Origin of the sequence: Winogradskyella sp. (assembly GCF_028289625.1) — a bacterium.
Classification (GTDB): Bacteria; Bacteroidota; Bacteroidia; order Flavobacteriales; family Flavobacteriaceae; genus Winogradskyella.
In genome coordinates this window covers 11,926-37,840 of sequence record NZ_JANQOM010000015.1, presented here as the reverse complement: position 1 = coordinate 37,840, position 25,915 = coordinate 11,926, and the positions used below count along the sequence as shown (strand labels likewise).

The following is a 25,915-nucleotide window of genomic DNA, read 5'->3' as shown; positions in this document are numbered from 1 at the left end:
ATCTTCTGTTTTGAATAGAAATCTATTTATCACACTTCTCATAATATTTAATTTAGCCATAGATCAAATCTCTAAAGTATGGGTGCGTGCTAATTTTCAATATGGGGAAACTAAGAGCATTATTGGTGATAAGTTTATTATGCAATATGTTGAAAACAAAGGTGCATTTCTAGGCATGGGAAGTAATATGAACCCTACACTTCGTCTTATTTTTCTTCTGATTTTACCAACTGTAGTTCTGTTATATGTCATCTACTATATTTTAAAGACGAAAGAGCTTGATCGCCTAAGTCTTATCGCTTTTTGTTGTATTATCGGTGGTGGAATCGCCAATGTTTTTGACCGAATCGCTAGAGGTGAAGTCACTGATTTCTTTTTTATAAATTTAGGAGGAATTTTTAAAACAGGAATTTTCAATGTAGCGGACTTATCCGTTACTACTGGAATGATTATGTTGTTATTTAGTGGTGTTTTTAATAAAAAGAAAGAAGAGGTTACTATTTAATTTTTTTATAATCCACATCATTTTCATCACGAGACTAGACTCATTTTATGATAGAAAATTCTATTTATTTCTGATTTTTTGTTCCCATTTCCAGGCAGAAGCCATCGCGTCATCTAAAGTCAGTTCAGTTTTCCAACCTAGAACATTATTCGCCTTATTGGTATCTGCATAAGCTGCTATGACATCACCTTCTCTTCGACCTGCAATCTTATAATTCAATTGTTGTCCTGACACCTTTTCGAAGGATTTAATGGCTTCTAAAACAGAACTTCCTTTACCTGTCCCTAGGTTAAAAACCTCAAAATTTGACTCATTTTTATCATTTAGTAGTCTTTGTAAAGCTACAACATGAGCTTTAGCCAAATCCACAACATGAATATAATCCCTAATACAAGTACCATCTTCAGTTGGATAATCATCTCCAAAAACAGATAGCTGCTGCCGTAAACCTATGGCTGTTTGCGTAATAAATGGCACTAAATTCTGTGGCACTCCTTTAGGTAATTCACCTATTTGGGTTGATGGATGTGCGCCAATAGGATTAAAATACCTAAGGGCAATGCTTTTTAATGACGCATTAACTTTACAAGTCTCTTTAATGATTTCTTCTCCTATTTGCTTGGTATTGCCATAAGGTGATTCTGCAGGTTTTACTGGCGCATTTTCTGTAATGGGCAACTTATCTGCCTGGCCATAAACCGTACAAGATGAACTAAAGATAAAATTTTGATGCTCTAGTTTTTCTATTTCCTTCAGCACATAAACTAATGTATTAATGTTATTCTCATAATACATCAATGGTTTTTGCACACTTTCACCAACAGCTTTACTGGCTGCAAAATGAATAACTCCAGCGATGTCATTATGTGTCGCAAAAAAGCCCTCAACTTTTGACCGCTCTTTTAAATCCAATTTCTCAAAATGCGGTTTTACTCCAGTAATCGCAGTAATGCCATCTAAAACATCTATCGAAGAATTACTTAAATCATCAATTATGATGACATCAAAGCCTTCATTTTGTAATTCAACAACCGTATGAGAACCAATAAATCCAAGTCCTCCTGTTACTAATATTTTCATTGCTTAAGAATTGCTATTTATAAAGTTTAAGACTGTTGACGTAATAAATTCAATCTGTTCATGATCTAACTCGGTGTGCATTGGCAATGAAATCACAGATTTAACCAATTTGTTAGTAACTGTAAAATCATCCTCATTGTAACGCTCATCTTCATAAGCTTTTTGTTTATGTAATGGTATTGGGTAATACACTCCACAAGGAATGTTCTTTTCTTGTAAATGGGCTACCAAAGCATCTCTGTCTACTCCTTGTAGTTGTAATGTATATTGATGAAAGACGTGGCAATCGCAAGTGTCACAAATGCCATCACAGGTAGATTTACCTGTTGGAGTTACAATACTAGGATGATTTTTAAAAGCTTCTGTATATTTTCTAGCTGTATTTCGCCTTGTCTTATTGTAATCATCCAAATGTGGTAATTTAGCATCTAAAACCGCTGCTTGGATTGAATCTAATCTCGAATTCACCCCAACGACATCATGGTGGTATCTTTTATACATACCGTGATTTACTATACCTCTAATTGTATATGCCAACTCATCATCATTGGTAAAAATAGCTCCACCATCGCCATAACATCCTAAATTTTTGGATGGGAAAAACGATGTCGATGCCACATGTCCTATGGCTCCTGTTTTAGTTTTTGTTCCGTCTTTATGTGTATAGTCAGCACCAATGCCTTGAGCATTATCCTCAATGACGTAGAGATTATGCTTCTTAGCCAAGTCCATTATGGCATCCATGTCTGCCGCTAGACCAAACAAATGTACAGGAACTATCGCTTTAGTTTTTGGAGTAATTGCCTTTTCAATTGCATTGATATCAATGTTAAATGTAATTGGATCCACATCAACTAAAACTGGAGTTAATTTTAATATTGCTATCACCTCTACTGTTGCTGCAAATGTAAAATCTGCAGTAATGACCTCATCGCCTGGTTGAAGATTCAGTCCCATCATAGCTATTTGAAGCGCATCTGTTCCATTAGCACATGGGATGACATGTTTAACGCCTAAATAATCTTCTAAATTTTTTTGAAATTGATGTACTTTAGGGCCGTTTATAAATGCTGCATTGTCCACCACTTCTTGTATAGATGGATCTACAACATTCTTGATTTTTGAATATTGACCTTGTAGGTCAACCATTTGAATTTTTTTCATTTGAAGATTCTAATTAATGTGAGCAACTTTGGCTTAGGTGTAAGGCGAAAATACAAAATTGTAAGCGCTATGCCAATGCAATTAATTGAAAGAACTGTATTTTAGCACAAATCTAAATTATTGAGACAGCTCTATTCCATAGGAACCCATATTGCAGGTTTTGTGATTAAAGGTTTAGCACTTTTTAATTCAAAATTAAAATTAGGTGTTATTGGGAGAACAACAACCTTCGACAAGCTCAAAGCTTCAATTAAACCTGAGGATAAAACCTTTTGGTTTCATTGCGCATCTTTAGGAGAATATGAGCAAGGTTTACCTGTGTTTGAAGCATTAAAAGAAAAATACCCTAACTATAAAGTGGTGCTTTCTTTTTTTTCACCTTCGGGCTATGAAGTAAGAAAAAATGCAAAAATTGCTGATTTGGTAGTTTACTTACCGCTCGACACTAAAGCAAATGCTAAGCGTTTTTTGGATATGGTTAATCCTGACTATATCATTTTTGTCAAGTATGAGATTTGGCCCAATCTCTTAACAGAAATAAAAAGACGTCAACTAAAAGCCATTCTTATATCCGCGGTTTTTAGACAATCTCAAAGCTTCTTTAAGTGGTATGGTGGGTTTATGAGGTCTTCTTTATTTGCTTTTGATCACATTTTTACACAAGACAAAAACTCTAAAGTTTTACTTGAAAAAATAGGCTATCCCAACATTACCGTTGCTGGTGACACACGTTTTGACCGTGTTACTAATCAATTGAATACCAATAATATGATAATGTTTATTGAGGATTTTAAAAATGGCAAGGAATGTATTGTGTTTGGTAGTACATGGCCAGAGGACGATAAACTATTTTTAGATTACATAAACTCTAATAGGAGTAAGAAATTTATCATCGCACCACACAATATAAAACCAAGTTATATAGCTTCGTTAAAGTCTCAACTTAGGACAAAAACCGTCTGCTTTTCTGAAATGAACACTAAAAATCTTTCTGATTATAATGTCTTTATTTTGGATACTATAGGTTATTTGAGCAGAGTTTACAACTATGCTAATATTGTTTATGTGGGTGGTGCGGCAGGACAAACAGGATTACATAATATTCTTGAACCTGCAGTTTTTGGTAAACCTATAATTATTGGCAAGAATTATGGTAAATTCCGAGAAGCGAGAACACTTATTGAATTAGGTGGTGTTATATCGGTAGCAACATCTTCGGCTTTTGAATCTGCAATTAATGCTTTAATTAATGATCCCGCACTAAGCGTAGAGAAAGGAAACACCAATAAAGGATATATTAAGAAAAATCGAGGCGCAGTCGTCCAAATTATAGACGCTATACGTATATAGGCTAATTGTACTTTTAATAACTATCAAAATTTTGTTAAGGTTTCCTTAAAATTGTTATTTTAGTGCTTTAACAACAATTAACACTAAAACTATTAAAATGAAAAAAGTTGTATTAAGTCTAGCACTTGTTGCTGTACTAGGACTATCATTAACTTCCTGTAGAGAGACTAAGGAAAAAACAGATGAAGCCGTTGAAAACGCAACTGAAGCTGCAGATGATGCCGCTGAAGCTGCAGGAGAAGCCGTAGACAATGCTGTTGATGCTGCCGGAGAAGCCGTAGATGGCGCTGTTGATGCCGCAGGCGATGCTGTGGATAGCGTCAAAGAAGGAGCTAAAGAAATGGCTGATGATGCCAAAAAAGCCGCTGATGAGGCTGTTGACAAAGCTAAAGAAGCAGGAAAGGATGCTGTAGATAAAGCTGCTGATAAAGTAAAAGGTGGTGGAAACTAATTAATAATCATCATGAAACAGAGAGCCTGGTTTACATCAGGCTTTTTTTATTGATTTTATTTTGTGGATTCTCCTAATTTAAGATCAATCGGAACAATAATGGTTTGTAGTTGATGATCCTCAGTATTTAAATGGTCAATCAATAACTCTACAGACATCTTTCCAATATCAAAAGCCTTTTGGTGAATAATTGAAATTTTGGGGCTTGACAACAACTGTGTATGCTCATAACCAAAACCAATAACAGACAAATCTTTTGGAACCGTTTTCCCTATCTTTTTTGCCATGTTTATAGCGATAATACCTGTTATATGATCGATAGAAACAATGGCATCTGTTTCTGGATGGTCTCCAATATATTGGTAGACATGCGCTTCAACATTTTCGACCTTGCTGAGTTTTAAAATTTTAGGTTTCAGACCAGCATTCTCTATTGCTTTTTGATACCCATTAATTCTCAACTTGCCAACACTCAATTCTTCAATATTACTAACCAGTAGAATATGCTCTCGACTTTCCTTTTTAATCAAATATTCCGTAGCATCATAAACCGATTGAAAATCATCCACGATTACTTTATCGCAACTAATTTCGTTAACCACCCTATCAAACATTAACACAGGGATTTTATTGTCAATAACATCTGTTATATGTCCTGACTGTTCTTTGACTTGGCTCTCTCTCGCTACGGCCATTATAAAGCCATCAACACTACCGTTAGATAACAATTCTAAACTACGTTTTTCTTTTTCTAAAGATTCATCCGAAAGGCAAACAATAATATCATAATTATTAGTTGTCGCTGATGTTTCAATGCCGTGGAGAACTTGAGCAAAAAATGGATTCGTAACCGTTGGTAAAATAACACCAATGATTTTTGTCTTATTGGTTTTTAACTGCTGGGCTATACGATTGGGCTTATAGTTTAATTTGTCAGCTAACTCTATGACCCTTTTCTTGGTATTTTCACTAATTTCATGACTATCATTTAGTGCCTTTGACACTGTAGATACTGATATATTTAGGAGCTTTGCTAATTCTTTTAATGTTGTCATATTACTCATTTTAAAATCTGACCTACAGCTTTATTGACTGTATTTACAGGAAGTTTACATGTACCATTAACGCAAACATAAATCAACGTTTCATCTTGATTAAACTTATTTTTTAATAGTGGTAAATCACTTTCAGTTGTTGCCCCTGAAATAAGGATATTTGGTATGTATAATGCCTTAAGTTCTTTTAACTTATCTAGTGCTTCAGTGCCAGAAATTGCAACTTCAAAATATGGGTTGGAATGACTTAAATACAATGAGAGCCAATTGGTATAGCCAAATGGTGTCTTTAACATACCTTCATTAACATTCTTAAGCATTTGGTTAGCCAATTCTGAATACGCTTTATCAGCGTAATAATGCCCTAATTTGAATAAACATTCTGCCAAAACAGAGTTTGAAGACGAAATAACATTGTCAAAAACCTCTGTTTTTCTAGTAATAAGATTACTTGCATAATCAGATGTAAAATAAAACATTTGGGTTTCATCATTCAAGAAATGCTTTATGGTATAATCCATCAACTGCTTTGCATCCTGCAACCACTGTTCATTAAGGGTAACTTGGTAGAGGTCTAAAAAAGCTGTTATCGTGTGTGCATAATCTTCTGAAAAGCCATCAACGGTACTTTTACCGTCTTTATAACTATGGTACAACGAACCATCATCTTTAAGCTGATTCTTTTTGATAAATTTTGCATTAGCAATCGCCTTAATTAAATAATTTTCATTTCCAATAGCTTTGTAGGCATCTACATACCCTTTTAACATAAGGGCATTCCATGATGTTAATACTTTATCATCTAGCCTTGGTTTATTTCGCTTGTTTCGGGCCTTAAAAAGTTTTTGTTTCCAATCATAGCGTTTAGATTCTAAGTCCGAAAGACTAAGTTGATGGTCTGCAATAAACTCTTCATCACTAAGCGTTTTATAAAGAACATAATTAGCTTTTTCCCACTTACCTATAGTATTGATGTTATAATAGGCTTTGAATAACTCATAATCATTTTCCAATAATGACCTCAACTCATTCTCTGTCCAAATATAAAATGCTCCCTCTTCCAATTCTTCCTCAGAATTTTTACTATCAGCATCTAAAGACGAAAAAAAAGCCCCTTCTTCCGCAGATAATTCCTTATCTATAAAACCTAAAGTCTCTTCAATAATTTTCTTATAGCCCTTATTATTAGTTAGTTGATAAACTTTTGAATAAACACTAACCAATTGTGCATTGTCATAGAGCATTTTTTCAAAGTGAGGAATATGCCATCTTTCATCAACCGAGTATCTTGAAAAACCACCACCTATTTGATCATAAATACCACCATTAGCCATTTTATCTAATGTTGTTAATACATAAGCTTTTAATTCCTCTCTGTCCGTTTGAAAGCTATAGCGCAATAAAAAGTCTAAATGACCAGGCATAGGGAACTTTGGTTCACCTTTTTGACCACCCCGCTTAAAATCCAAGGACTTTTTTAATTCATCAACTGCAGCACTTAAAGATATGGCGTCGAACTCAACAGGCTCATCATTTACAATTATTAAGTCAGAATTCTTTACACCTTCTGTAAGCTTCTCTGCATAGGCAATCATCTTTTCGGGATTATCTTTATAAAGCTGAGACACATCTTTTAATATTTTTGTCCACTGCGCTTTTGTAAAATAAGTACCTCCAAAAACAGGTCTACCATCAGGAAGCGTAATACAATTTAGCGGCCAACCTCCTCCTCCTGTCATTAGTTGCACGGCGTTCATATATACCTGATCGACGTCTGGTCGTTCTTCGCGATCAACTTTAATATTTATAAAATTAGCATTCATCAGCTTGGCGATAGAATCATTCTCAAAACTCTCTTCCTCCATAACATGACACCAATGGCAAGCTGAATAGCCTACGGAAATAATTATGAGTTTGTTCTGTTCTTTGGCTAACTGTAAAGATTCATCATTCCAAGCTTTCCAAGCTACAGGATTATAAGCGTGCTGTAATAAATATGGGCTGGACTCATTAATGAGATCATTAGCCTTTTTTGTGTTCTCATTCTTTGCAGTAGTATTATTTTGAGAACATCCCATCAATAATAGTATTGAAATGATATAGTAACCTATGTGTCTTAGCATTTAATCCTTTTATGTAAAGTTATAAATAATTGACAGCTATCTCATAAAAAAAGCGTGTTTACATTCTAAACACGCTTCTTATTTTTCTATTTGTACGCTATTAATTATTCTCTTACTAACTTAATTGTTTTAGAACCATTAACACCATCAATTCTTGCGAAGTAAACACCAGTTCTTAATGAAGAAGCATCGATAATAGCTTCGTTTGAATTTGGCGCTAAAGCTAAAACTTGCTTTCCTAAAATATCGTAAACCGCAACATTGGTAATCGTATTTGAGCTAGAAAGATTCCAATCGGTATTTGTTGGGTTAGGGGATACCTTAAATTCAGACGTTTCAAAATCATTAGTACTTAACACTGTATTATTATGGAAGTAGATATTATCTACATAAAATGGACCGTAAATATCTGGACCATTTATTTGAACAATAACTTGTTGTATCTGATCTCTTGGTTGACCAGAAGCGAAACTATCAAATGTGACATCGATTTCGTGCCAGGTGTTAGACGCTAAAGCAGTAACATCAATATTGTTTTGAACAGCATTACTTCCACCGTTATATTGTGCAATTACTGTGAAAAATGTGCCTGCTGTTGTTGGCGCACCTTCAAAATAAAAGTCAATATGCATGTGAGTCATAGCTGATAAATCTAAGTTGCTACCAAAATATTGATACTGAAATCCTGCACCAGGAAGTGGTGTTGTTGCAGAAATAATCGCATTACCTGAAAAATCCAATTCTGTAACAACCGCGTCACCAAATGATTGCCTTTGTTCTGTTGTTTCATCTGTGTAGGCATCACTAAACACAGAAATAACATCTGCTGGCGCTCTATTTGGTGGCGTTGTAGGTGGACCAGAAGGAGGATTCGGACATGCATTTGGGCATGTACCTCCACAATCTATCCCTTCTTCACCTGCATCTTGTACGCCATTTGCACATGGATCTGGTGCAGAAGGCGTACCAGTTATATTGTCAACATAAACTGTTCTTGCAATAGCAGGATTTATATAACCATTGCCGGCCGAATCCCAGTTTGGATACACTACAAAATTTGTATAAGTACCATTTGCAGTAGCTGTGTTATCCTGACCAGTGTTAAATGTTACCGTAATAGTTTCCCAACCCATTCCTGTGTGGTTGGCTTCTACCGAAGAATCTGGACCTCCATCACCGCTTCCAGTGACTTTAACCAATATCGAAATTGCAGAGGTAGAATACACATCAATAGACATTGTTTTATCAGTTGTTAACTCAACATTTTGATCAATATTAATGTTGGTTCCTTGCCAAACCTCTCCAGCAGTTGAAGCTATAATCTCGGCAACTTGACCACGAGTTCCCATTGGTTCAGGGTCTGCCACTATAGATGCAGAAGCTAAACCTCCAAAAGGGTCACCAAGTCCACCACTCTCAAAATCTTGAAGCACTTCTTGTTGAGAATAACTCAACAAAGCTGTAAGTGCAAAAAATAAAAATGTAATTTTTTTCATACTTTTTTAGTTATTTATTAATTAATACTACAAGAAACTGAATTTTATTCAATTTTAAGTTATGAAATACCTATACAAAAACTATACAACTCAAAAAATCGAAAGTGTATATCATTTTAAAAAATGAACTTATACTGCTGATTTATAAATCTTTAAACACCAACTAAGTTGGATTCATACTTAATGATACAGCTATACACTTTTATATTTTAACTTTTAAACCTAAAAATACTAGTGGCTGAGTTATTATTAGTAACCATAAGTAGCACTTCTCCTGAGTTATCAATTAACGAGAGATTCCTTGTATCATGAGGTGTGTAAAAACCACTTTCTTGAGGAGTGATAAAGTTGAAATTATTATTTCCATCACCTAAAAGTATTCCTCCATATCCAGCATCATAACGTGTGGTTTCAACCTCAACTCCATAATGATTCCCGGTAACAATTATGTCTTTATTCCCATCCCCATTAATATCCATAACTGTTGAGGACTTTATTGGTGAAATCTGAACTTCATTTGGCAATGAATTCTTAATAAGCTTCCCATTTTCATTTATCAATACAATGCTTTCGAAGTTCTTAATTTCATAAATAACAGCATCTTCAACTTTTTCTTCCGGGAGAATATCTATTAACTTAGAAGACGCAAAACTATGGTAATCTTTAAATTTTTCAGCAACGTACGGCATTTGTTGACTTGTACATTCCCTTCCACGTACTGGTACATAAGCATCTTTGTAATACTTAGCTAATAAAATATCGTTGGTACCATTATCGTCAAAATCATTGACATATACTTTGAATGGATGCTCCTCAGAAGCTTTAAATTTATTGTTTGTACCTAAATTACCTATGACATAATCATCATCACCATCATTATCAATATCACTGGCCGTAATTGACCACCATATACCTCTAGTATCTTCAAGTCCATACGATTTAGATGCATCTTCAAAAATACCATTATTGTTGGCCAAAATCTTTATCTCCATCCATTCTCCTACAATCATTAAGTCGTCATCGTTATCATTGTCGATGTCTGTAAAAACCGCATCGGTGACCATTCCGATATTAGTTAGTGCAGGTGCGTTTTCTTCTAAAGCCTTTACGAATTTTCCATTATTATTAATAAGTAAATAACTCGTTGCAGGAAATGCATAGGACTTTGCCACCAAGCGTATTCCAACGAATAAATCTATGTCACCATCTAAGTCAACATCAGAGGCCGTAACGACTTGAGAACTCTCTCGTATATCTGGCAAAGCATTATCGCTTTTAGTGAAATTTCCCTTACCATCATTGATATACAATCTATCCCTTAAGGATACGTGTCCTCTCATATATTCACTACCTCCACTTGCTATGTATAAATCTAAATCGTCATCATTATCAATATCGATAAACAAACATCCTAAATCCTCGGAAGTTTTATCTTTACCCCAAGGTTGAGATTCATTCTTTGAAAAAGTGCCATTTATATTTTGAATATACAAGATGCCTGATTGATTCATAGCCCCACCAATAAAAATATCGTCTAAACCATCTTTGTTGATATCACCAGTTGCCGAAAAAGGGCCGTTTTGGGAAACATTATGTGGCAAGAGAATCTCTTCCGTAAATTCATCGAACTCATTTTCCAGATGTATAAAATCTATACCTAATTCGTCTGTGTTGATTTTAGTCATCAAGGTCTTTTCGTTTTTTCCTTCTTTTGACTTTGTCTCTGCTTCGGACATTTTAGCCACTAGTACTTGGTTAGCTTCAACATTTTCGAATGTGTTAACTTTTCCATTAGGCCAAATCACTTCAACTTTTTCTATTTCCGTATGCTTTCCTAGTCCAAAAAACATACCGTGCTCGACAGAAGATATAAATCCTCTAGTCACCGTATTTTCTACAATTTGCGTCTTGTCATTATAATAAATAATAGCCTTAGCACCTATACCAAATCTATTTTTTTCAGAACCTTCTGCGTTAATCTTTAAAAAATTTCCTGTTGCTTTGTTTTCATAAACAAAAGCCGGAGCATCAATATTATTGGTAATAATATCTAAGTCACCATCATTATCCAAGTCGCCATAGGCCATACCATTAGAAAAACTTGGGGTGTCAAAACCCCATTCTTTAGACACTTTTTCAAATTTAAGATTCCCTTTATTTTGAAATGCATAATTACTTATTGGATGAGAAGGAGTTTTCTTACTATATTCAAATAGTTCTTCTGAATTAATTTTCTTGTCTACATTACTCACTAACCTTCTATAGTCGTTATTATCTATATCTTTTTTAATTCCATTAGAAATGAATAAATCTTTAAATCCATCGTTATCCGCATCCATTAAAAGGCTTGCCCAGCTCCAATCTGTGTTAGAAATACCCGCGAGATTGGCAACATCTGAAAACCCGCCTAAACCAGTATTTACCTGTAAAGTATTAGTCATATACTGATAACTTTCACCTTTTTCTATTAATTCCTTAAAAGCTTCTGTATTCATAGAGGCCATATTCATTTTTGACCTATAATGATCTTCAGGAGTCATATCTGTAGTAATTAAATCTATGAGACCATCATTATTAACATCTCCTGTATCAGAGCCCATACTATACTGTGACATATGTTTTAACTTCTCAGTGGTAACACTACGAAATGTACCATCCCCATTATTATAATACATTACATCTGGCGCACCATAATCTCTAGAGATATATAAATCCAAAAAACCATCATTATTAAAATCTGAAGTATTAATACTTAAACCATAGGCCATTTCTCGATCTATGCCTGCTTCATCCGAAAAATCTCTAAACTTTCCATTATCATTAATATATAACCTATCTCGATAAAGCTTTAACCGTTCTTTAGGAATTTTATTTACTAATAAGAGTTTTTTATCAGGTGGCTGATTTACCTGATACATATCTAAATCACCATCATTGTCCATATCAAAAAAAGCCGCTTGTGTAGAGAATCCAACATCTGCTAATCCATATTGAATGGCTGACTCCTTAAACGTTAGGTCTTGATTGTTTATATATAATTTATTTCTCCTATCCTCTAGTTTCATTGAGTTACCATTTCTACTGACGTAAATATCTAAATACCCATCTGCATTAACATCGGCCATGGTCACTCCCCATGTCCAGCCTGAGTTTCTAGCTACTTTAGATGTTTTAGTGATATTTTCGAATTGAAGATTCCCTTTATTAAGATATAGCCTATCTTCAACCTGATTACCACCAAAAAATACGTCTGGCAACCCATCGTTATTGATATCACCAATAGCCACACCAGACCCTACATACATTTGACTATAATAGTAATGGTTGAAATATGTAGACTCTTTAATCGTATTTTGAAAATCTATACCCGTTTTTTCGGGTGATAATAATTCGAAACCACCAACTAATTCAGCTGGACATAAATCGCGTTTTGGAGCATCATTACAACCTACAACCATGAACAAAAAAGTTGTAATTGCCAAAAATCTAATTCTAAGGGTTTTCATCTTAATCAGAGAATTTTTTAGTTCTGTAAAGATATGGAAATGATAAACTATATGAACTCGCAGAAATACTGTAGAATGTTAAAATATATACAACTTAATATTTAAGTTTTTCATTTTTATCCCAAATACCCCAAAAAGCACCAACATCTCCTTCACCACCAACTTTCCATGATTCATCAAAGGCAGAAAAATAGAAGATATCTATTTCCTCTTCTTGTGCCCATTTTTGTGTATTAAGGAAGTATTTTATGGCATTAGCTTCCGATGGAAACGCACCTTGCAAATTAGTGCCTTCACTTGGCCAGCCTGTTTCTGTGATTATTACTCTTTTTCCATTTCCCGCACGAAGGGCTTTATGGTACATGTCTTTCATGTACAGCAACGAATAATCTAAATCGCAGCCTTCCCAAAATGGATAACAATTGGCAAGGATAATATCGCATGCATCAGTTATTGAAGGGCGCTCCTGAAATTCGTAATAGGCATCGACATAACCAACAGGTATATCTAAATCTTTAGTCGATGCTTTAACATAATGGATTTTATCTAAAAGTTCTTCTTCGGTTAAGTCACCTCTATACATCACTTCGTTACCAACTGCAGCGACGTCAACCAGACCTTCATGGCACAAACTTATTAAGCTTTCTAACTCACGCTCATTGATTTCAGGATTATCACCTAACCAAGCACCTGTAAGCGTTTTTATCCCCATTTCTCTGGCAATTTTTGGAATCAACTCATTACCATCGGTACACGAAAACGAACGAATCCATTTTGTGTACGGTTTCATCTTTTTTAATCGACGACGAATCTGTTCTTCCGAAAGTTGGTCACCAGGTTCTTGTCCTTCTTCATAAGGGCTTGCACATAAACCATGCACACCTGCTTTTAAGGATTTTCTAAACATTTTCCTCAAGTCATTGATAGACTTACCTTCGTAGTCTATGGATGCAAGCGCAAAAAATTTTTCTTTCCTTAAAGACATTACTATTATAGTTGATTTTTAACTGTACTTTAGATGCTCATGTTTATCCCAAAGTCCCCAATATGCACCTACTTCACCTTCTGGACCAACTTTCCAAGACTCATCGAAGGATGAAAAATAAAAGATAGGAATATCGTTTTCTTTAGTCCAACGCATGGCATCGATAAAATACTTCATGGCGGCTTCCTCACTCGCAATGGCACCTCTTAAACCTCCTCCTTGACTCGGCCATCCGGTTTCAGTTATTATAATTGGTTTGCCTTGGGCCGCATCTACAACTTGACCATACATAGCCTGCATATGACCTAATGCATACTCTATTGGACAACCTTCCCAGTAAGGGTATAAATTAGCCAAAACGACATCTGTACTTTCCACTAGTATTGGATGACGAGAAAACTCATAATAGGCATCCACATAACCAACAGGAATATTCATTCCTGCAAGTGCTTCTTTGACACGATTTATATAACCTACGAGCTCTTCTAAGGTTAAATCATTTCGGTATAGCACTTCATTACCAACTGCTGCAACGTCTACACAACCTTCTTTCGCAAGTTGAATTAAGCCCTCTATTTCTTGTTCGTTATCATCTTTATCATCACCTAGCCATGCACCAACAAGCGTTTTCACACCATGTTTTTTAGACATCCGTGCTACGTGTTCATTACCCTCAATACAAGAAAACGAACGAATCCACTTAGCATAAGGTTTCAATATCCCTACTCTTCGGTTTACTTGTTGTTCTGTAATAGTATCTCCTGGTCTCTGACCATCTTCATACATACTAAAGCAAATACCATGCATACCTTCTTCTAAGGTCTTTCTCCAAAGTGCTTTTAATTCTTCTAATGAATATTTTGACAGGTCTAAACCTGGAATTGTTTTTTGGCTATAACCGCTCTTTTTAAAATAGTGTCCTTCTCTAAATGACATACCTTTAATTTAATATATTTATTTTCGTTTTTCTTTCTTTTAACTCTAAACGCACCTCATTGGCGCGTTCTTCAGAAACATTATAGTTCCACATGATTGCGATTGCCGTTAAGGTTCCTAAAATTGGAAGACCAGAATATATTAATCGTAATCCTGTTATTGCACCTTCTGGCTGAACATCCAAGTCATTATCGAACCCGACGGATTTCATAAGTAAGGCTGTTAATAAGCCTGCAATAGCAAATCCAAACTTCACCATCCACCAATAAATTGCACCATATATACCTTCGCGACGCTTGCCTGTTTCAAGCTCATCTAAATCAATAACATCTGCAGTCATTGACATCATAAGTGTAAATAGACCACCTATTCCAAAGGAGAAAAAAGGCAAGGCAAACAGAAACATATAGGGCTTACCTGGAATGAATAAAAACCAGAATAGAATGTATCCAATAAGTGATATAGATTGCGATACTAAAAATGCTTTCTTTTTACCTATTTGTTTTGATAGCCAGGTAATAATTGGAATAACCATGAACGTGGTTAAAAGCGCACCTACACAACCATGTAACGTAGGCCAAATCCCTGCATCTCCTGCGTTACCACCAAACATGTAATATACAATTATGAAAAATGAGAACCCGGCAATAGTATTGAAAGAGTTAAATATCAAAAAGGTCGCTAAACATAACTTTTTGAATGGTTTAGATTTAAATGCTTCTTTAAAACTCTTAAAAATATGTTTTAGGCTACTTCCCAATGATTTGATGGTTATATCAGCATAACTAGTTTCATTTAGTGTTGATTTACTTTTAATAAAAATTGCGGGAACCATGGCGCATAGCATACAACCTATACCAACCCAGACCGCAAGGTTTCTTGTAGCAACTTCACCTGAAGAAAACCAATCTTGATCATACATAATAACCCAAAACCATGGTGCAATTACCCATGCCCATTGCCCAATAAACTGAGCTACTGCCATGATATGGGTACGCTCGTGAAAATCATCACTCATTTCATAACCCATAGCCACGTAAGGCACACTAAAAATGGTTAATCCTAAGTAAAAGACAATTGACCAAAGTAGAAAATACCAAAAATTATAATCTAAGGAATTATTCTTATATAACTGCCACATTATTACAAATGAAACACCCATAATAAGGGCACCTAGCAAGACATACTGTCTTCGTCTACCCCATTTTGATTTGGTATTATCAGATATAAATCCCATCAAAGGATCCGTAATGGCATCAAAAGTGCGAGGCAAAAAATATAATATGGCCCACATGGTAAGTGAGAGGCCCAGGTCTTCAACCAAAACGACAAAAAATATTGCCATTGTAGCCGGAAACATCTGATTGGCAAACATGCCTACACCAAAGGCCACCTTTTGACCAAACGCAACTTTATTTTTTTTCATTTTGAACATTGAACGACTAATATTCAAGAATTAAAATACTCCTCTACAGTTTTTTCGTGTATAAATCTTAAGACGATCTACTTCTTTGGCGCCTGATGGTATTTCTTCAAATTTTAAACCTGGATAATCATCAGCTGCTTTCCATTTTTCAATGGTTGCGCTAAAAAATGACGATGATTCGGCATCTGCTTCGTAAATAATTAAGTCATAAGCTTCTCCCAAATCACCTCCAAAACGTGTGACCACCTGCCACTCACCATCTCTTTTGTATGATGTATTTGTATGATCGGATTGGGGATAATATCTATCATCAGTTGGTCTAATCATTACCCATATATCCTTAGCATGTCCTTCTGGATAAACTCCCATAGTCAGGATACGGCAATCCACAGAATCTTGATCTATAGGTGATACCACTTTTATATCGGTTACTGGCCCTTCAACCTTTAGTTTATTCCCAATCGAGACTTGTTCTAATTGGTTATTAACACCAACTAATTCGGATGAATAACTACCATACGTCATCATTAAGACGCCAATAATTGCGAAAAAAACTGCAATTTTGGTGTTGAGAAGTCTTTTGCCTGAACTCCCTTTAACAATACTACCTATTACTGCTATCAGTGCAAGTGCTAGCCCTACTAATACGATTATTATTTTTGTTGACATTTTTCTTGATTTAGTTTGAAAATAAGCTTAATATTTATAAAACTCCTCTTCGCTCTTCTAGTTGAGCTTTAATCTCTTTAGCTCTTTCTTCAGAAAGACTATATTTCCACATAACCCAAATAGCAAGTGCTGCAGTAACTACTGGAAACACAATATCGGCAATTCTAAGATTCACTAAAGTTTCTTCGGATTGTGTAGCCAGACCTCCGTCAAAACCAATGAGTTGCAATACCAGACCTCCAAATACCAATGCCAAACCTTGTCCAAGTTTCACAACCCACCAATACAAAGCACCAAAGGTGCCCTCTTTACGTGGCATACCATTTACCAATTCATCCAAGTCACAGACATCTGCAGTCATACTCATCATTAGCGTAAACAAACTACCCAAACCAAATGATATCAATGGAATTGGAATAAACATTAACCACGGATTATCTGGGGTAAACGTCCACCATTTTAGCACATAACCAATAATGGAGAGTGCTGTTGATATAATAAATGCATTTTTCTTACCCCATTTACTGGCCATAGCAGAAACAATCGGAATAACAACGATTGCAGACACTAAAGCACTTACTGAACTAAACCATGCTGGCCAGGTCCCTGTGGCACCGTAATCCCCATTAAACAAATAAAATACAATGATAAAAAAACTAAATGAGGCGACGATTTGAAACCCATTAAAGACTAAAAATGTTGCACCGCACAATTTCATAAATGGCTTGTTTTTTATAGCCTCTCCAATACTAGCCACCAAGTCTTTTAGATTACTAAATATGGTTTTAAGTGTGAGTTTCTTTCTGTCTTCCATATTTCCGGCATCAATACCCCTACAAAAAATGGCAGGCAAAATTCCTAAAAACAAACAACCTGCACCAACATATAAAGCTAAGGTTCTAATACCAATTGCTTGACTTTCAAAAAGGTTTTCATTTGGTATCATTGGCCAAAACCACGGTACAATGACCCAAGCTACTAAACCAACCGTTTGAGAGAAGGCCATTAAACGTGTTCTTTCGTTATAATCCGTTGTCATTTCAAAACCAAGGCCCACCAATGGTGTCGCAAACATGGTATTTCCAATTAAAAAAACAAGGGACATAATTAAAAAGTACCAAAAATTGAAAGTAGCCGTGGCATTTTCATCCATTTGCCAAAGCAGAACAAAAAATATGGCGCTTAATATGGCACCCACAAAAATATAAGGCCTACGTCTGCCGTACTTTGAACTTGTATTATCTGATATAAACCCCATTACCGGATCGGTTATGGCATCAAAAATCCTTGGTAGTCCCCCTAAAATTCCGGCCTGAAGGGGATCCATTCCAAAGACCGTTAATAAGAAAAACATAAAAACTCCCAATGCTCCAGGTAATAAGTTTAATACTAAATGACCTGCACCGAAAGCAGCCTTCTGACCTAAAGGCACTCTATCTTTTGCGGCTGTTTTCTGATTTGACATAATATTGATTTTTAGTTAGTTGGTATTATGATGGTTTGAATAGCTTGTGGGCTAATTCCTATTTGTTTGCTTGCATTATTAAGTCCTAAGCTGAAACTTTTCGGTTCCTTACCTTCATTAAAAACTACTACAGCAATTGAACCGTCTGTATTTTTGGCTGCGGCAACCATTAAATCATCATCTGTTTTTTCAACATCTATAATTTCAGCATCAGGACGTATGTACTTGCTAAAATGTGTCATTGTATAATAGAGTGGTGTAAAATAGACCTCATCCTTATCTGTATCAACAATGACTGGTGCAATACACCAATTTTTAAACCAGTTAGGTCCACCTTTGGTATCAAGAACCATATTCCAATCAACCCATCCATCGACCCAATTATTCAAACAACCAATAATATCTCTTGCGTACCTATTAACAGGCGAATATTTAGGGTGTAGATGTTTATCTTTTTCTGGTGCCCAATCCCAGCCCCAATCCGTAGCCTCTTTCTTCCAATACCAAGCATCGTCTTTCCATACTGGCACTTCAGCATCAACACAAGCTTCTGACTGAATTAAATATTTATCTGGCGCCTTGTTATGCGCATATTGTAATTCTTCGGGGAAGTAATGAAATGTACTTGCATACCAATGAATAGCTGTTCCATCAAAATATTTTGAGGTCTCTTCATTTTTATATTGAGAATCTACCCATTCCTTTAAATGTTCTCTATTTTGATCGTATCCTAAAATCTTTAAATTGCCTTTGCCATCTGCTTCTAACTTAGGGCCCAAATAATTTTGAACGAAATAGGTCATCTCATCTGGTGTGAAATGCATACTCTCCCAATTATTGCCGTTACCTAAAGGTTCATTTTCAACGGTAAAGCCCCAAATATCAATACCCTCTTCTTGATACGCATCAGCATATTTTGAAAAAAACAAAGCCCAAGTATCGTAATACTCTGGCAGTAATTTGCCACCAACATAACTGTTGTTATCTTTCATCCAAGGTGCCGCTGTCCAAGGAGAGCCAAATATTTTAAATCCTTCTTTAGAGGCTTTCATAGCATCTTTTATAAAAGGGATTAAATCTGCTTTATCTTCTTCAATAGAGAAATGTTTTAATTCTTTATCGCCTTCAACTGGTGTGTATGAATAGTTGCTGAGTGAAAAATCGCAAGAATTCATATGGGTTCTAGTTAAGGAATATTTTGCTCCCGATTCTCCAAAATAAGCTTCAATAATTTTTGCTCTATTCTCTTTGCTGAGCTTATTCAACAAGTAGGCTGACGACTCTGTAAACGCTCCGCCAAAACCAGTAATGGTCTGGTATTTCTTTTCTGGATTTAAGGTAATTTGAGATACACTATCGGTCAATTCAAATTCCGTAAGCTGTGTTAGTTGATTTCCACTTTCGGAAGTTTCATACACTTCCAAGTTCAACTGTTCTTGTTTTTCAGCACAACTCATAAGCATCAGAATTAAAAAAAGAATCGAATAATGGTTAATTGATTTCATGTTTACATTTGTTAATTTGAATGATGAGCTAAAACTTCTTCCTCTGTTGGTGGCACTAAGACATCCTTCATTAACGCTTCTTTATCGCCATTGTAAGTTTTGCTAATTGGATTTCCATTTCTTGTTAATCCGTTAAACACACCTTTATCGACCATATCCCAAAGTGCATATTTGGCTTTGCCTTCAACTGTGAACAATCCAAAATGATTTTCTGAACCTTCTGGGTTTGTTGCATCTTTCCAAGGCTCATCAAATCCTTCGAAATAAAAGCAAGCGATTTTATTTTTATTGGTGTAATTTCGTATCAACTCATGGAATCTGGCTTCTTTAAATTCATCAGTAGCCCTTGAACCATTGGGTCCATAAAAACTATTAGATACGGTTGCCCAACCTGTTTCTCCAATATGAATTGGCTTATCTGCACCGATGCCTTTTACGTAATCCGAAACACTTTGATATTGACCTTTAGAATATTCTAAGGAGCGAATCATTGCCGATTCAATCTTTTCCATATCTGAAAGCCCCACCTCATCATCAGGCACATACCAAAACCCTGGATTGTAGTGCGTATCGTGCATTGGGTAGGTATGCATGGAAATAAAGTCTACTGCCTTTATAAGACGATTTAAATCCTCAACATGGTACTCTTCGCCACCGCCACCCCAAGAGGCAAAGTTATCGGAACTAGTAATCCATAAATCTTTAGGCAATTCGCCATCAGTTTTAAGCTTTTGAAGATGGTCAACCCATTTTAAAATCACACCTGGTTGCACATAGTATAAAGCTTGCCATTTAACCATGGCTTCATTACCAACGGCAATCACTTTTACGATATCTGGATATTGCTTAGCCAGAGCCACTGCTTTATCGATCTCAGCGGCATTTTCCTCACTTTCTTGACTATGGTCAACTTGGTCCGTAAATGCATTCTTGCAATTGATCCAGGCCCCAAGCATCACATACATTTCAAAATTTGGGTCTTCTTTTTTTAGTTCTGAAATCGCTTTTAATACATTTGAAGCATGTGGTAGGAACACTTTGTAAGTTCGAATGATTCCGACTCCCATAGCAGCCAGAAGTTTCATGTCTTCCTTTAATTCTTCAATGGTAGGTTCAATGTCATGGTCAACATTTCTATAGCCTCCATAAGACATGGCAAGATATTCAGGATTACCTAAAATATCTTTTGCTGTCAACATCGTTTCAGCTTGTTCTTGTTCTTTCAATTTTGGGGTTTCTTTACAAGACCATATCATCATTGAAATAAACGCTATGGCCCATATATATTTACTCAATTTCATTTTACAGTCTTTATTAATTTTTTCTTCTTTACAATCTTATCTTGCCATTATTTCTTCTTCTGAAGGTGGGACCAGTACGTCTTCTAATAGCAATGCTTTATCACCATTATAAGTTTTAGTTATGGTCTTACCTCCTCTTGTTAGCCCTTCAAAAATGCCTTGGTCTACCAAATCCCAAATAGGGTATTTAGCTTTAGCATCAATTGTAAATAATCCAAAGTGATTTTCTGATCCTTTAGCATTATGGGCATCCTTCCATTTCTCGTTAAACGCTTCAAAATAAAAACAAGAGATACCAGATCCATTCGTCCAGCGTCTCATGGATTTATAGTACAATCCTTGCTTATATTCATCTGTAGCTCGAGAACCGTTATTTCCATACTGTCCGTTAGAAATAGTTGCCCAACCGGTTTCACCAATGTGAATAGGTTTATTTACACCCAAACTCTTCATATAGTTGGTAACACTATCGTATTGTTTCTGTGCAAACTTTAACGCACGCTCCATAGCCATCTCAATTTTTGTAGAATCTGGCATGCTTTTATGCGCAGTTGGCACACCCCAAAACGCTGGATTGTAATGTGAATTATGATAAGGATAGGTGTGCATAGAGATAAAATCTACTGCTTTTACCAAGTTCTCCAAATCCTCAACATGGTATTCATCAGAGCCGCCACCCCAAGATGAAAAATCATCAGAACTTGTAATCCATAAATCTTTTGGTAACTTGCCTTCTTTCTTCATTTCCTGCAAATGGTTCACCCATTTTAAAATTACTTCTGGTTGTACATAGTATGAGGTTGCCCATTTTACCATGGCTTCATTTCCTACGGCTATAATCTTTACGATATCGGGATAAGTATTAGCCAATATCGCTGCTCTTTCAATCTCACCAGCATTATTTGGGCTTTCCACGCTGTGATCTGGTTCTTTATCTGTCCAAGCGTTTAAACAATCGATCCAAGCCCCAAGCATCACGTACATTTCGAAATTCTCATCTTCAGCCTTTAATTCGCTAATGGCTTTTAAAACGTTGGATGCATGTGGTAACTTAGGCTGAACGTTGTACGTTCTGAGCAATTTAACACCCATTGCTGACAAGATTCTTAAATCTTCCTTTAACTCCGGAATAGTAGGTTGGCTGTCTCTTGATCGCTCTCGATAACCTCCATAGGATATCGCCAAATATTCTGGATTCCCTAATATTTCTTTCGCTGTCACTTCTTTCTTAATTTGGGTTGAAGACTTTTCGTCTTTTTTCTTTTCACTGCAAGACATCATGAATACCAGAGATAAAACAAAAATCATAACAACTCCTTTTTTCATGACCATTAATTTTATTTTAGGTATTCTTCTTTAATATGAATTGTAACCGCTTTGATACTTCCGGATCGGCTGAACACTTCAGCACTTGTACTTTCATCCAGACCAAGTCCATCTAAAGAGGCTTCTGTTCCATCATTATAGGTTACTACTGTTTTATATTCATTGGCAATGGCATATACAATCGGTACTTGGCAATAGGTAAATACTAATTGTCCATTTACAATAGTCAGTGTGGATTCCTCACCATCTGCAGAGATATAATTAAATGTTTGGTCTGCTGACACAAATTCATCTTTACGCAGCATACAAGGATTAAACACAAGGTGACCATCCTTGACGAAAACACCTAACTCACCAAATCGGCTTAAGATATCTTCCTTTACTTGCCCAGTCATACCAGGTTGCTGAGCACCTTTCCCTGCTGGAGTATGCGAATAGGGGTCCGTCGGAAATGCGCCATACAACTCTGGCGATTTGTGGACTCCGATACCTTCATTAATTTCATAATAGTGCTCTAAAAGCCTACCAACAACTTCATCACTTTCGTTGTCTTCAATAGCTTTTTGACAACATTCCATTACGGCCAGGAGTAGCTTAGAAACCATATGCCAATAAATAGACCCTAATCCTTCGTAACCGTAGAATGTCCCTGAGCGCCCCGTGAATGCTTTATGGTTGAATAAGTCTTCAAAAATTTGAAGCACTTTAGATTCATCATTTGCCGCAAGACTTCCATAATCTGTTCCTGCTAAAGCATCAAGAGCTTCTTTGAGGTCATTGGCATTTTTGAAGTTGCCATTAAAGTGATATTCACCATTAATATCTTTTTCAATGATTCTAAGGTTGCCATCTGCCACCAATGTGGTTAGCAACTTGGAACTTTCTACCGCAGTTGTAGGTACGGTATTTCTATCCATAAACCCTTTCAGGTTTTTAAATGGATACAAGATGTAACTATACTGGTCGTCTCTAAAAAGCGAGCTGTGTTTAAGACCGTCTAATACTGCCAAATTCTCGCGAGATGATAAGAATCCTGAACTCAGTGCAGCCACTTGCCCCTCCAGCATCTCATCTAAGTATGAAATTGAAACACTATCGTCGGCATTTACAGTCATAATATTATACGCATGGTATAGATCATCTGAACGTTTATTGGCTTTAATCGAATGTTCTAGATATTCAAGACCTACCTTAATAAACTCTTTTATTGAACTCACTTCTACACTCGACTTGTGTCCAGAGAATGCTTTATGATAGATTTGTTCTCTATATTGACTTCCTGCTTCTCCTAATTCATCCAAAACTTTTTTACGGTCGGTATCATTAATTTCACCAGCTAATATATACTGGTGGTTTTTGAAGGTTTCTGATACTGAATTATAGAATGAGAGTAATTCATTGGATAGCTCAACAGACTCTGTGGTAAGATTAGAAAACACCGTGTCAAAGAATTTTAAGAAGCGTCTTAAATAATACAAGGTGACCATAGACACACCATTACCCACCAAGGCGTTGTTGGCATCATTCCATTCTGGGCGTTGTGTGTTCATCCAAATACCACCTTCTGGAATAAAATTGGATAGTTTGGCTAAAGTTGTTGCAAGGATTTTTTCAACGAAATTCACCTTAACTATTAGTCGGTTTTCATCTCGTAACAAAGCTCCATCCGCACCCAACTCTAGTCGATCTTGGCGAATTCTTTGATCTAAATCTTCGTCGAACTCAATCGTGTCTTTTGGATTTCGAAGTAAGTCTGCATACGGCTTTATTTTATAAGGTACGTTGGCATATACAAATAAATCCTTGTCGAAGAAGCTTTCTAATTGTCCTGGATTATGACCCTCGATAAATTCTAAAAACTTCAGTAAGTATATAATTTGATGATCTCCCCAATACCCGATGTAAGACCATGGGTCGTCTGGCTCTATTATTTCCCAATCGAAACCATCTTTTGTAATTCTATAAGGGTTATAACCATCAAAAGTTGTTGCATTCAAGAATTTATGGATCATGCTTTCTACAAATTCAGGATACGAATGCGCTAAAGCTTCCCAATTCTGGAATATATCGCGCCAGTTACCTTCATAGTCTAAAATCTTCGTGCCATCTATTTCGCTTCTTGTATTTATTGAGAACTTATTCCAAGGTCGACTAGGATCGCCATGTCGACGACTAAACTTCAATGGCATATACTCTAAACATAAACGTCTAAAGTTTTTATCATCAGATTTATAAGCAATATCCTTTAGATAAGTTACCGAAAATGTATCTGGCATAGCCTTAACAACAGCTTCTAACTTTCTAGATACTTTTTTATTGGCTTTGGACAAATAGTTTTTGAAATCCCATTTTTCAATGGTATAGCCATCATCAAAAATACCACCTCTCATGATGTTGAAAAGTGTATTCGAAAAATGTCTTGTATCCCTAAAGTTATCTGACGTTAACTGTAAACCGTCTGAAGAAGCATTCAATTTAATAAGCCTTTTGGTACCTAAATTGATATTCTCTTCAATTCTGCTCGACAACTGTTTATCTTCACTTATTTGTTTTGAAATCTCAATAATTGCCGAGTGGTCTTGGTTTACATTGGCGACAATCATCCAGTCTTTTGATGCTTTAGTTTCTAATTGAACTTGAGAGTTTATAAAATAGCCCCCTTTCTCAGCTTTTACATCGGTTTCCTGATGGATGTCTTCAAAATTCCTGAAGTTATCTAGTTGAAGTGAAGATAACAGATAACGTACATTCTCTAGGCCTAAAGACCATGCAATATTTGCTTTTAGTGCTTCACTAGGTTCAGCTTTATCAACAATGATAGCACTTAGTGCAAATACTCCAATACCTGTTTGTTCTACTAATTCGGTACGCTTGTAGGCATCGACCAAGTTGCTACTCGCATTTTGCAGTGCACTACTTACTCCGTAAGGCAAGACGTTTTGAATACCATCTAAAACATTCACAGAAATAGGTAAGGCAGAATTATTAATAAGCTTTGACTTTTTAACAAAACCAAACCTATTACTTGAGCACCATTCGTATCTAAATATGACATCTAAATCTAGATTTTCTTCTTCAAAAATTATAGCATTGCCATAAACACTTTTATAAAGGTTGCGTTTAATATTATAATTATCTTGAAATCTGATTGAAAATGGCTCCCAAATAAATCTTTCACCATTCTTATTAATCTGGAAAATAGATTTTGCACCTGTTAATTCTGAGGACTCTGTTATTTTATCATCAGAATAATAAGGAAATAATGCATATTCAGAATTTCTGCGGCCTGCTGTTAAGCCACCATTACTCGATATAAACATCCAGTGGTTAGAATCACTTACAATGCTCATAAAAAATGGGCGCATTTTGTCGTGATTGGTGATTTTAAAATAAGGTTGATTATTTAATATAACCTTTTTTAAAACTATAGATGTGTCTAGACTGTTATTGGTCATATTTAGGCTCATACAATTAAATATATTGAAAAAACAATTTCAAAATTCTTTTAGTTGCTAAATGCGGCTTTAATATACATTAAAGCCGCATAGTTATAATTCAAAATTAGCTTTGGG

At 35.7% G+C, this 25,915-nt stretch carries 18 protein-coding genes; 3 read left to right on the top strand and 15 right to left on the bottom strand.

The genetic code is table 11. From position 1 onward, the window contains the following. Nucleotides 1–10 precede the first annotated feature (10 nt). A complete protein-coding gene (lspA, locus tag Q0992_RS03565; RefSeq protein WP_299520493.1) occupies nt 11–505 on the top strand; it encodes a signal peptidase II in 495 nt (164 codons plus the stop codon). Nucleotides 506–565: 60 nt separating this feature from the next. Here the strand turns inward: lspA and galE are convergent, their stop codons facing one another. Together galE and Q0992_RS03555 are read right to left on the bottom strand one after the other, a co-directional pair. After that, on the bottom strand, nt 566–1,585 hold the full coding sequence (galE, locus tag Q0992_RS03560; protein WP_299520475.1) for a UDP-glucose 4-epimerase GalE: 1,020 nt from the start codon (nt 1,583–1,585) through the stop codon (nt 566–568). A 3-nt stretch (nt 1,586–1,588) separates the two neighbouring features. Further along, nucleotides 1,589–2,749, bottom strand: coding sequence for a DegT/DnrJ/EryC1/StrS aminotransferase family protein (locus Q0992_RS03555; protein ID WP_299520467.1), 1,161 nt, complete (start codon nt 2,747–2,749; stop codon nt 1,589–1,591). A gap of 120 nt (nt 2,750–2,869) precedes the next feature. On the opposite strand from Q0992_RS03555, the gene Q0992_RS03550 reads away from it, so the two are divergent. Then, nucleotides 2,870–4,099 (top strand): glycosyltransferase N-terminal domain-containing protein, encoded by a 1,230-nt coding sequence (locus Q0992_RS03550; protein WP_299520460.1) that lies wholly within the window; start codon nt 2,870–2,872, stop codon nt 4,097–4,099. 97 nt (nt 4,100–4,196) lie between these two features. Next, complete coding sequence (locus Q0992_RS03545; RefSeq protein WP_299520454.1) at nt 4,197–4,550, top strand: hypothetical protein; 354 nt, start codon at nt 4,197–4,199, stop codon at nt 4,548–4,550. A gap of 56 nt (nt 4,551–4,606) precedes the next feature. On the opposite strand, the gene Q0992_RS03540 is transcribed toward Q0992_RS03545, so the two are convergent. From Q0992_RS03540 to Q0992_RS03480, 13 genes are all read right to left on the bottom strand, one after another. Continuing rightward, nucleotides 4,607–5,605: a LacI family DNA-binding transcriptional regulator gene (locus Q0992_RS03540; protein ID WP_299520449.1), complete on the bottom strand. Its 999-nt coding sequence runs from the start codon at nt 5,603–5,605 to the stop codon at nt 4,607–4,609. Between the two features lie 5 nt (nt 5,606–5,610). After that, nucleotides 5,611–7,728, bottom strand: a complete 2,118-nt coding sequence (locus tag Q0992_RS03535) for a thioredoxin domain-containing protein (protein ID WP_299520445.1) — start codon at nt 7,726–7,728, stop codon at nt 5,611–5,613. Nucleotides 7,729–7,832: 104 nt separating this feature from the next. Beyond that, nucleotides 7,833–9,224, bottom strand: a complete 1,392-nt coding sequence (locus Q0992_RS03530; protein WP_299520441.1) for a T9SS type A sorting domain-containing protein — start codon at nt 9,222–9,224, stop codon at nt 7,833–7,835. A 209-nt stretch (nt 9,225–9,433) separates the two neighbouring features. After that, entirely contained in the window at nt 9,434–12,730 is a 3,297-nt protein-coding gene (locus Q0992_RS03525; RefSeq protein ID WP_299520440.1) for a VCBS repeat-containing protein, read from the bottom strand. A gap of 94 nt (nt 12,731–12,824) precedes the next feature. After that, nucleotides 12,825–13,715, bottom strand: a complete 891-nt coding sequence (locus Q0992_RS03520; RefSeq protein WP_299520438.1) for a glycosyl hydrolase family 17 protein — start codon at nt 13,713–13,715, stop codon at nt 12,825–12,827. Between the two features lie 18 nt (nt 13,716–13,733). Next, nucleotides 13,734–14,651, bottom strand: coding sequence for a glycosyl hydrolase family 17 protein (locus Q0992_RS03515; protein ID WP_299520436.1), 918 nt, complete (start codon nt 14,649–14,651; stop codon nt 13,734–13,736). Between the two features lie 4 nt (nt 14,652–14,655). Next, nucleotides 14,656–16,077, bottom strand: a complete 1,422-nt coding sequence (locus Q0992_RS03510; RefSeq protein ID WP_299520434.1) for an MFS transporter — start codon at nt 16,075–16,077, stop codon at nt 14,656–14,658. Between the two features lie 30 nt (nt 16,078–16,107). Next, entirely contained in the window at nt 16,108–16,746 is a 639-nt protein-coding gene (locus tag Q0992_RS03505) for a hypothetical protein (RefSeq protein WP_299520432.1), read from the bottom strand. Nucleotides 16,747–16,780: 34 nt separating this feature from the next. After that, a complete protein-coding gene (locus tag Q0992_RS03500; RefSeq protein ID WP_299520430.1) occupies nt 16,781–18,211 on the bottom strand; it encodes an MFS transporter in 1,431 nt (476 codons plus the stop codon). 11 nt (nt 18,212–18,222) lie between these two features. After that, nucleotides 18,223–19,716, bottom strand: coding sequence for a glycoside hydrolase family 30 protein (locus Q0992_RS03495; protein WP_299520428.1), 1,494 nt, complete (start codon nt 19,714–19,716; stop codon nt 18,223–18,225). Nucleotides 19,717–19,727: 11 nt separating this feature from the next. Continuing rightward, nucleotides 19,728–20,972: a glycosyl hydrolase family 17 gene (locus Q0992_RS03490; RefSeq protein WP_299520568.1), complete on the bottom strand. Its 1,245-nt coding sequence runs from the start codon at nt 20,970–20,972 to the stop codon at nt 19,728–19,730. A gap of 81 nt (nt 20,973–21,053) precedes the next feature. Continuing rightward, nucleotides 21,054–22,343: a glycosyl hydrolase family 17 protein gene (locus Q0992_RS03485; RefSeq protein ID WP_299520426.1), complete on the bottom strand. Its 1,290-nt coding sequence runs from the start codon at nt 22,341–22,343 to the stop codon at nt 21,054–21,056. A gap of 11 nt (nt 22,344–22,354) precedes the next feature. Further along, a complete protein-coding gene (locus Q0992_RS03480; RefSeq protein WP_299520424.1) occupies nt 22,355–25,798 on the bottom strand; it encodes a hypothetical protein in 3,444 nt (1,147 codons plus the stop codon). Nucleotides 25,799–25,915: the final 117 nt, after the last annotated feature.

Bases quoted from the DNA above. Each gene is read 5' to 3' on its own strand.
- Q0992_RS03530 (WP_299520441.1), bottom strand. From the start codon at position 9,224: ATGAAAAAAATTACATTTTTATTTTTTGCACTTACAGCTTTGTTGAGT.
- Q0992_RS03485 (WP_299520426.1), bottom strand. From the start codon at position 22,343: ATGAAAAAAGGAGTTGTTATGATTTTTGTTTTATCTCTGGTATTCATG.
- Q0992_RS03515 (WP_299520436.1), bottom strand. From the start codon at position 14,651: ATGTCATTTAGAGAAGGACACTATTTTAAAAAGAGCGGTTATAGCCAA.
- Q0992_RS03480 (WP_299520424.1), bottom strand. From the start codon at position 25,798: ATGACCAATAACAGTCTAGACACATCTATAGTTTTAAAAAAGGTTATA.
- Q0992_RS03490 (WP_299520568.1), bottom strand. From the start codon at position 20,972: ATGATATGGTCTTGTAAAGAAACCCCAAAATTGAAAGAACAAGAACAA.
- Q0992_RS03510 (WP_299520434.1), bottom strand. From the start codon at position 16,077: ATGAAAAAAAATAAAGTTGCGTTTGGTCAAAAGGTGGCCTTTGGTGTA.
- Q0992_RS03525 (WP_299520440.1), bottom strand. From the start codon at position 12,730: ATGAAAACCCTTAGAATTAGATTTTTGGCAATTACAACTTTTTTGTTC.
- Q0992_RS03520 (WP_299520438.1), bottom strand. From the start codon at position 13,715: ATGTCTTTAAGGAAAGAAAAATTTTTTGCGCTTGCATCCATAGACTAC.
- Q0992_RS03505 (WP_299520432.1), bottom strand. From the start codon at position 16,746: ATGTCAACAAAAATAATAATCGTATTAGTAGGGCTAGCACTTGCACTG.
- Q0992_RS03545 (WP_299520454.1), top strand. From the start codon at position 4,197: ATGAAAAAAGTTGTATTAAGTCTAGCACTTGTTGCTGTACTAGGACTA.
- Q0992_RS03535 (WP_299520445.1), bottom strand. From the start codon at position 7,728: ATGCTAAGACACATAGGTTACTATATCATTTCAATACTATTATTGATG.
- Q0992_RS03540 (WP_299520449.1), bottom strand. From the start codon at position 5,605: ATGACAACATTAAAAGAATTAGCAAAGCTCCTAAATATATCAGTATCT.
- Q0992_RS03500 (WP_299520430.1), bottom strand. From the start codon at position 18,211: ATGTCAAATCAGAAAACAGCCGCAAAAGATAGAGTGCCTTTAGGTCAG.
- Q0992_RS03495 (WP_299520428.1), bottom strand. From the start codon at position 19,716: ATGAAATCAATTAACCATTATTCGATTCTTTTTTTAATTCTGATGCTT.
- galE (WP_299520475.1), bottom strand. From the start codon at position 1,585: ATGAAAATATTAGTAACAGGAGGACTTGGATTTATTGGTTCTCATACG.
- Q0992_RS03555 (WP_299520467.1), bottom strand. From the start codon at position 2,749: ATGAAAAAAATTCAAATGGTTGACCTACAAGGTCAATATTCAAAAATC.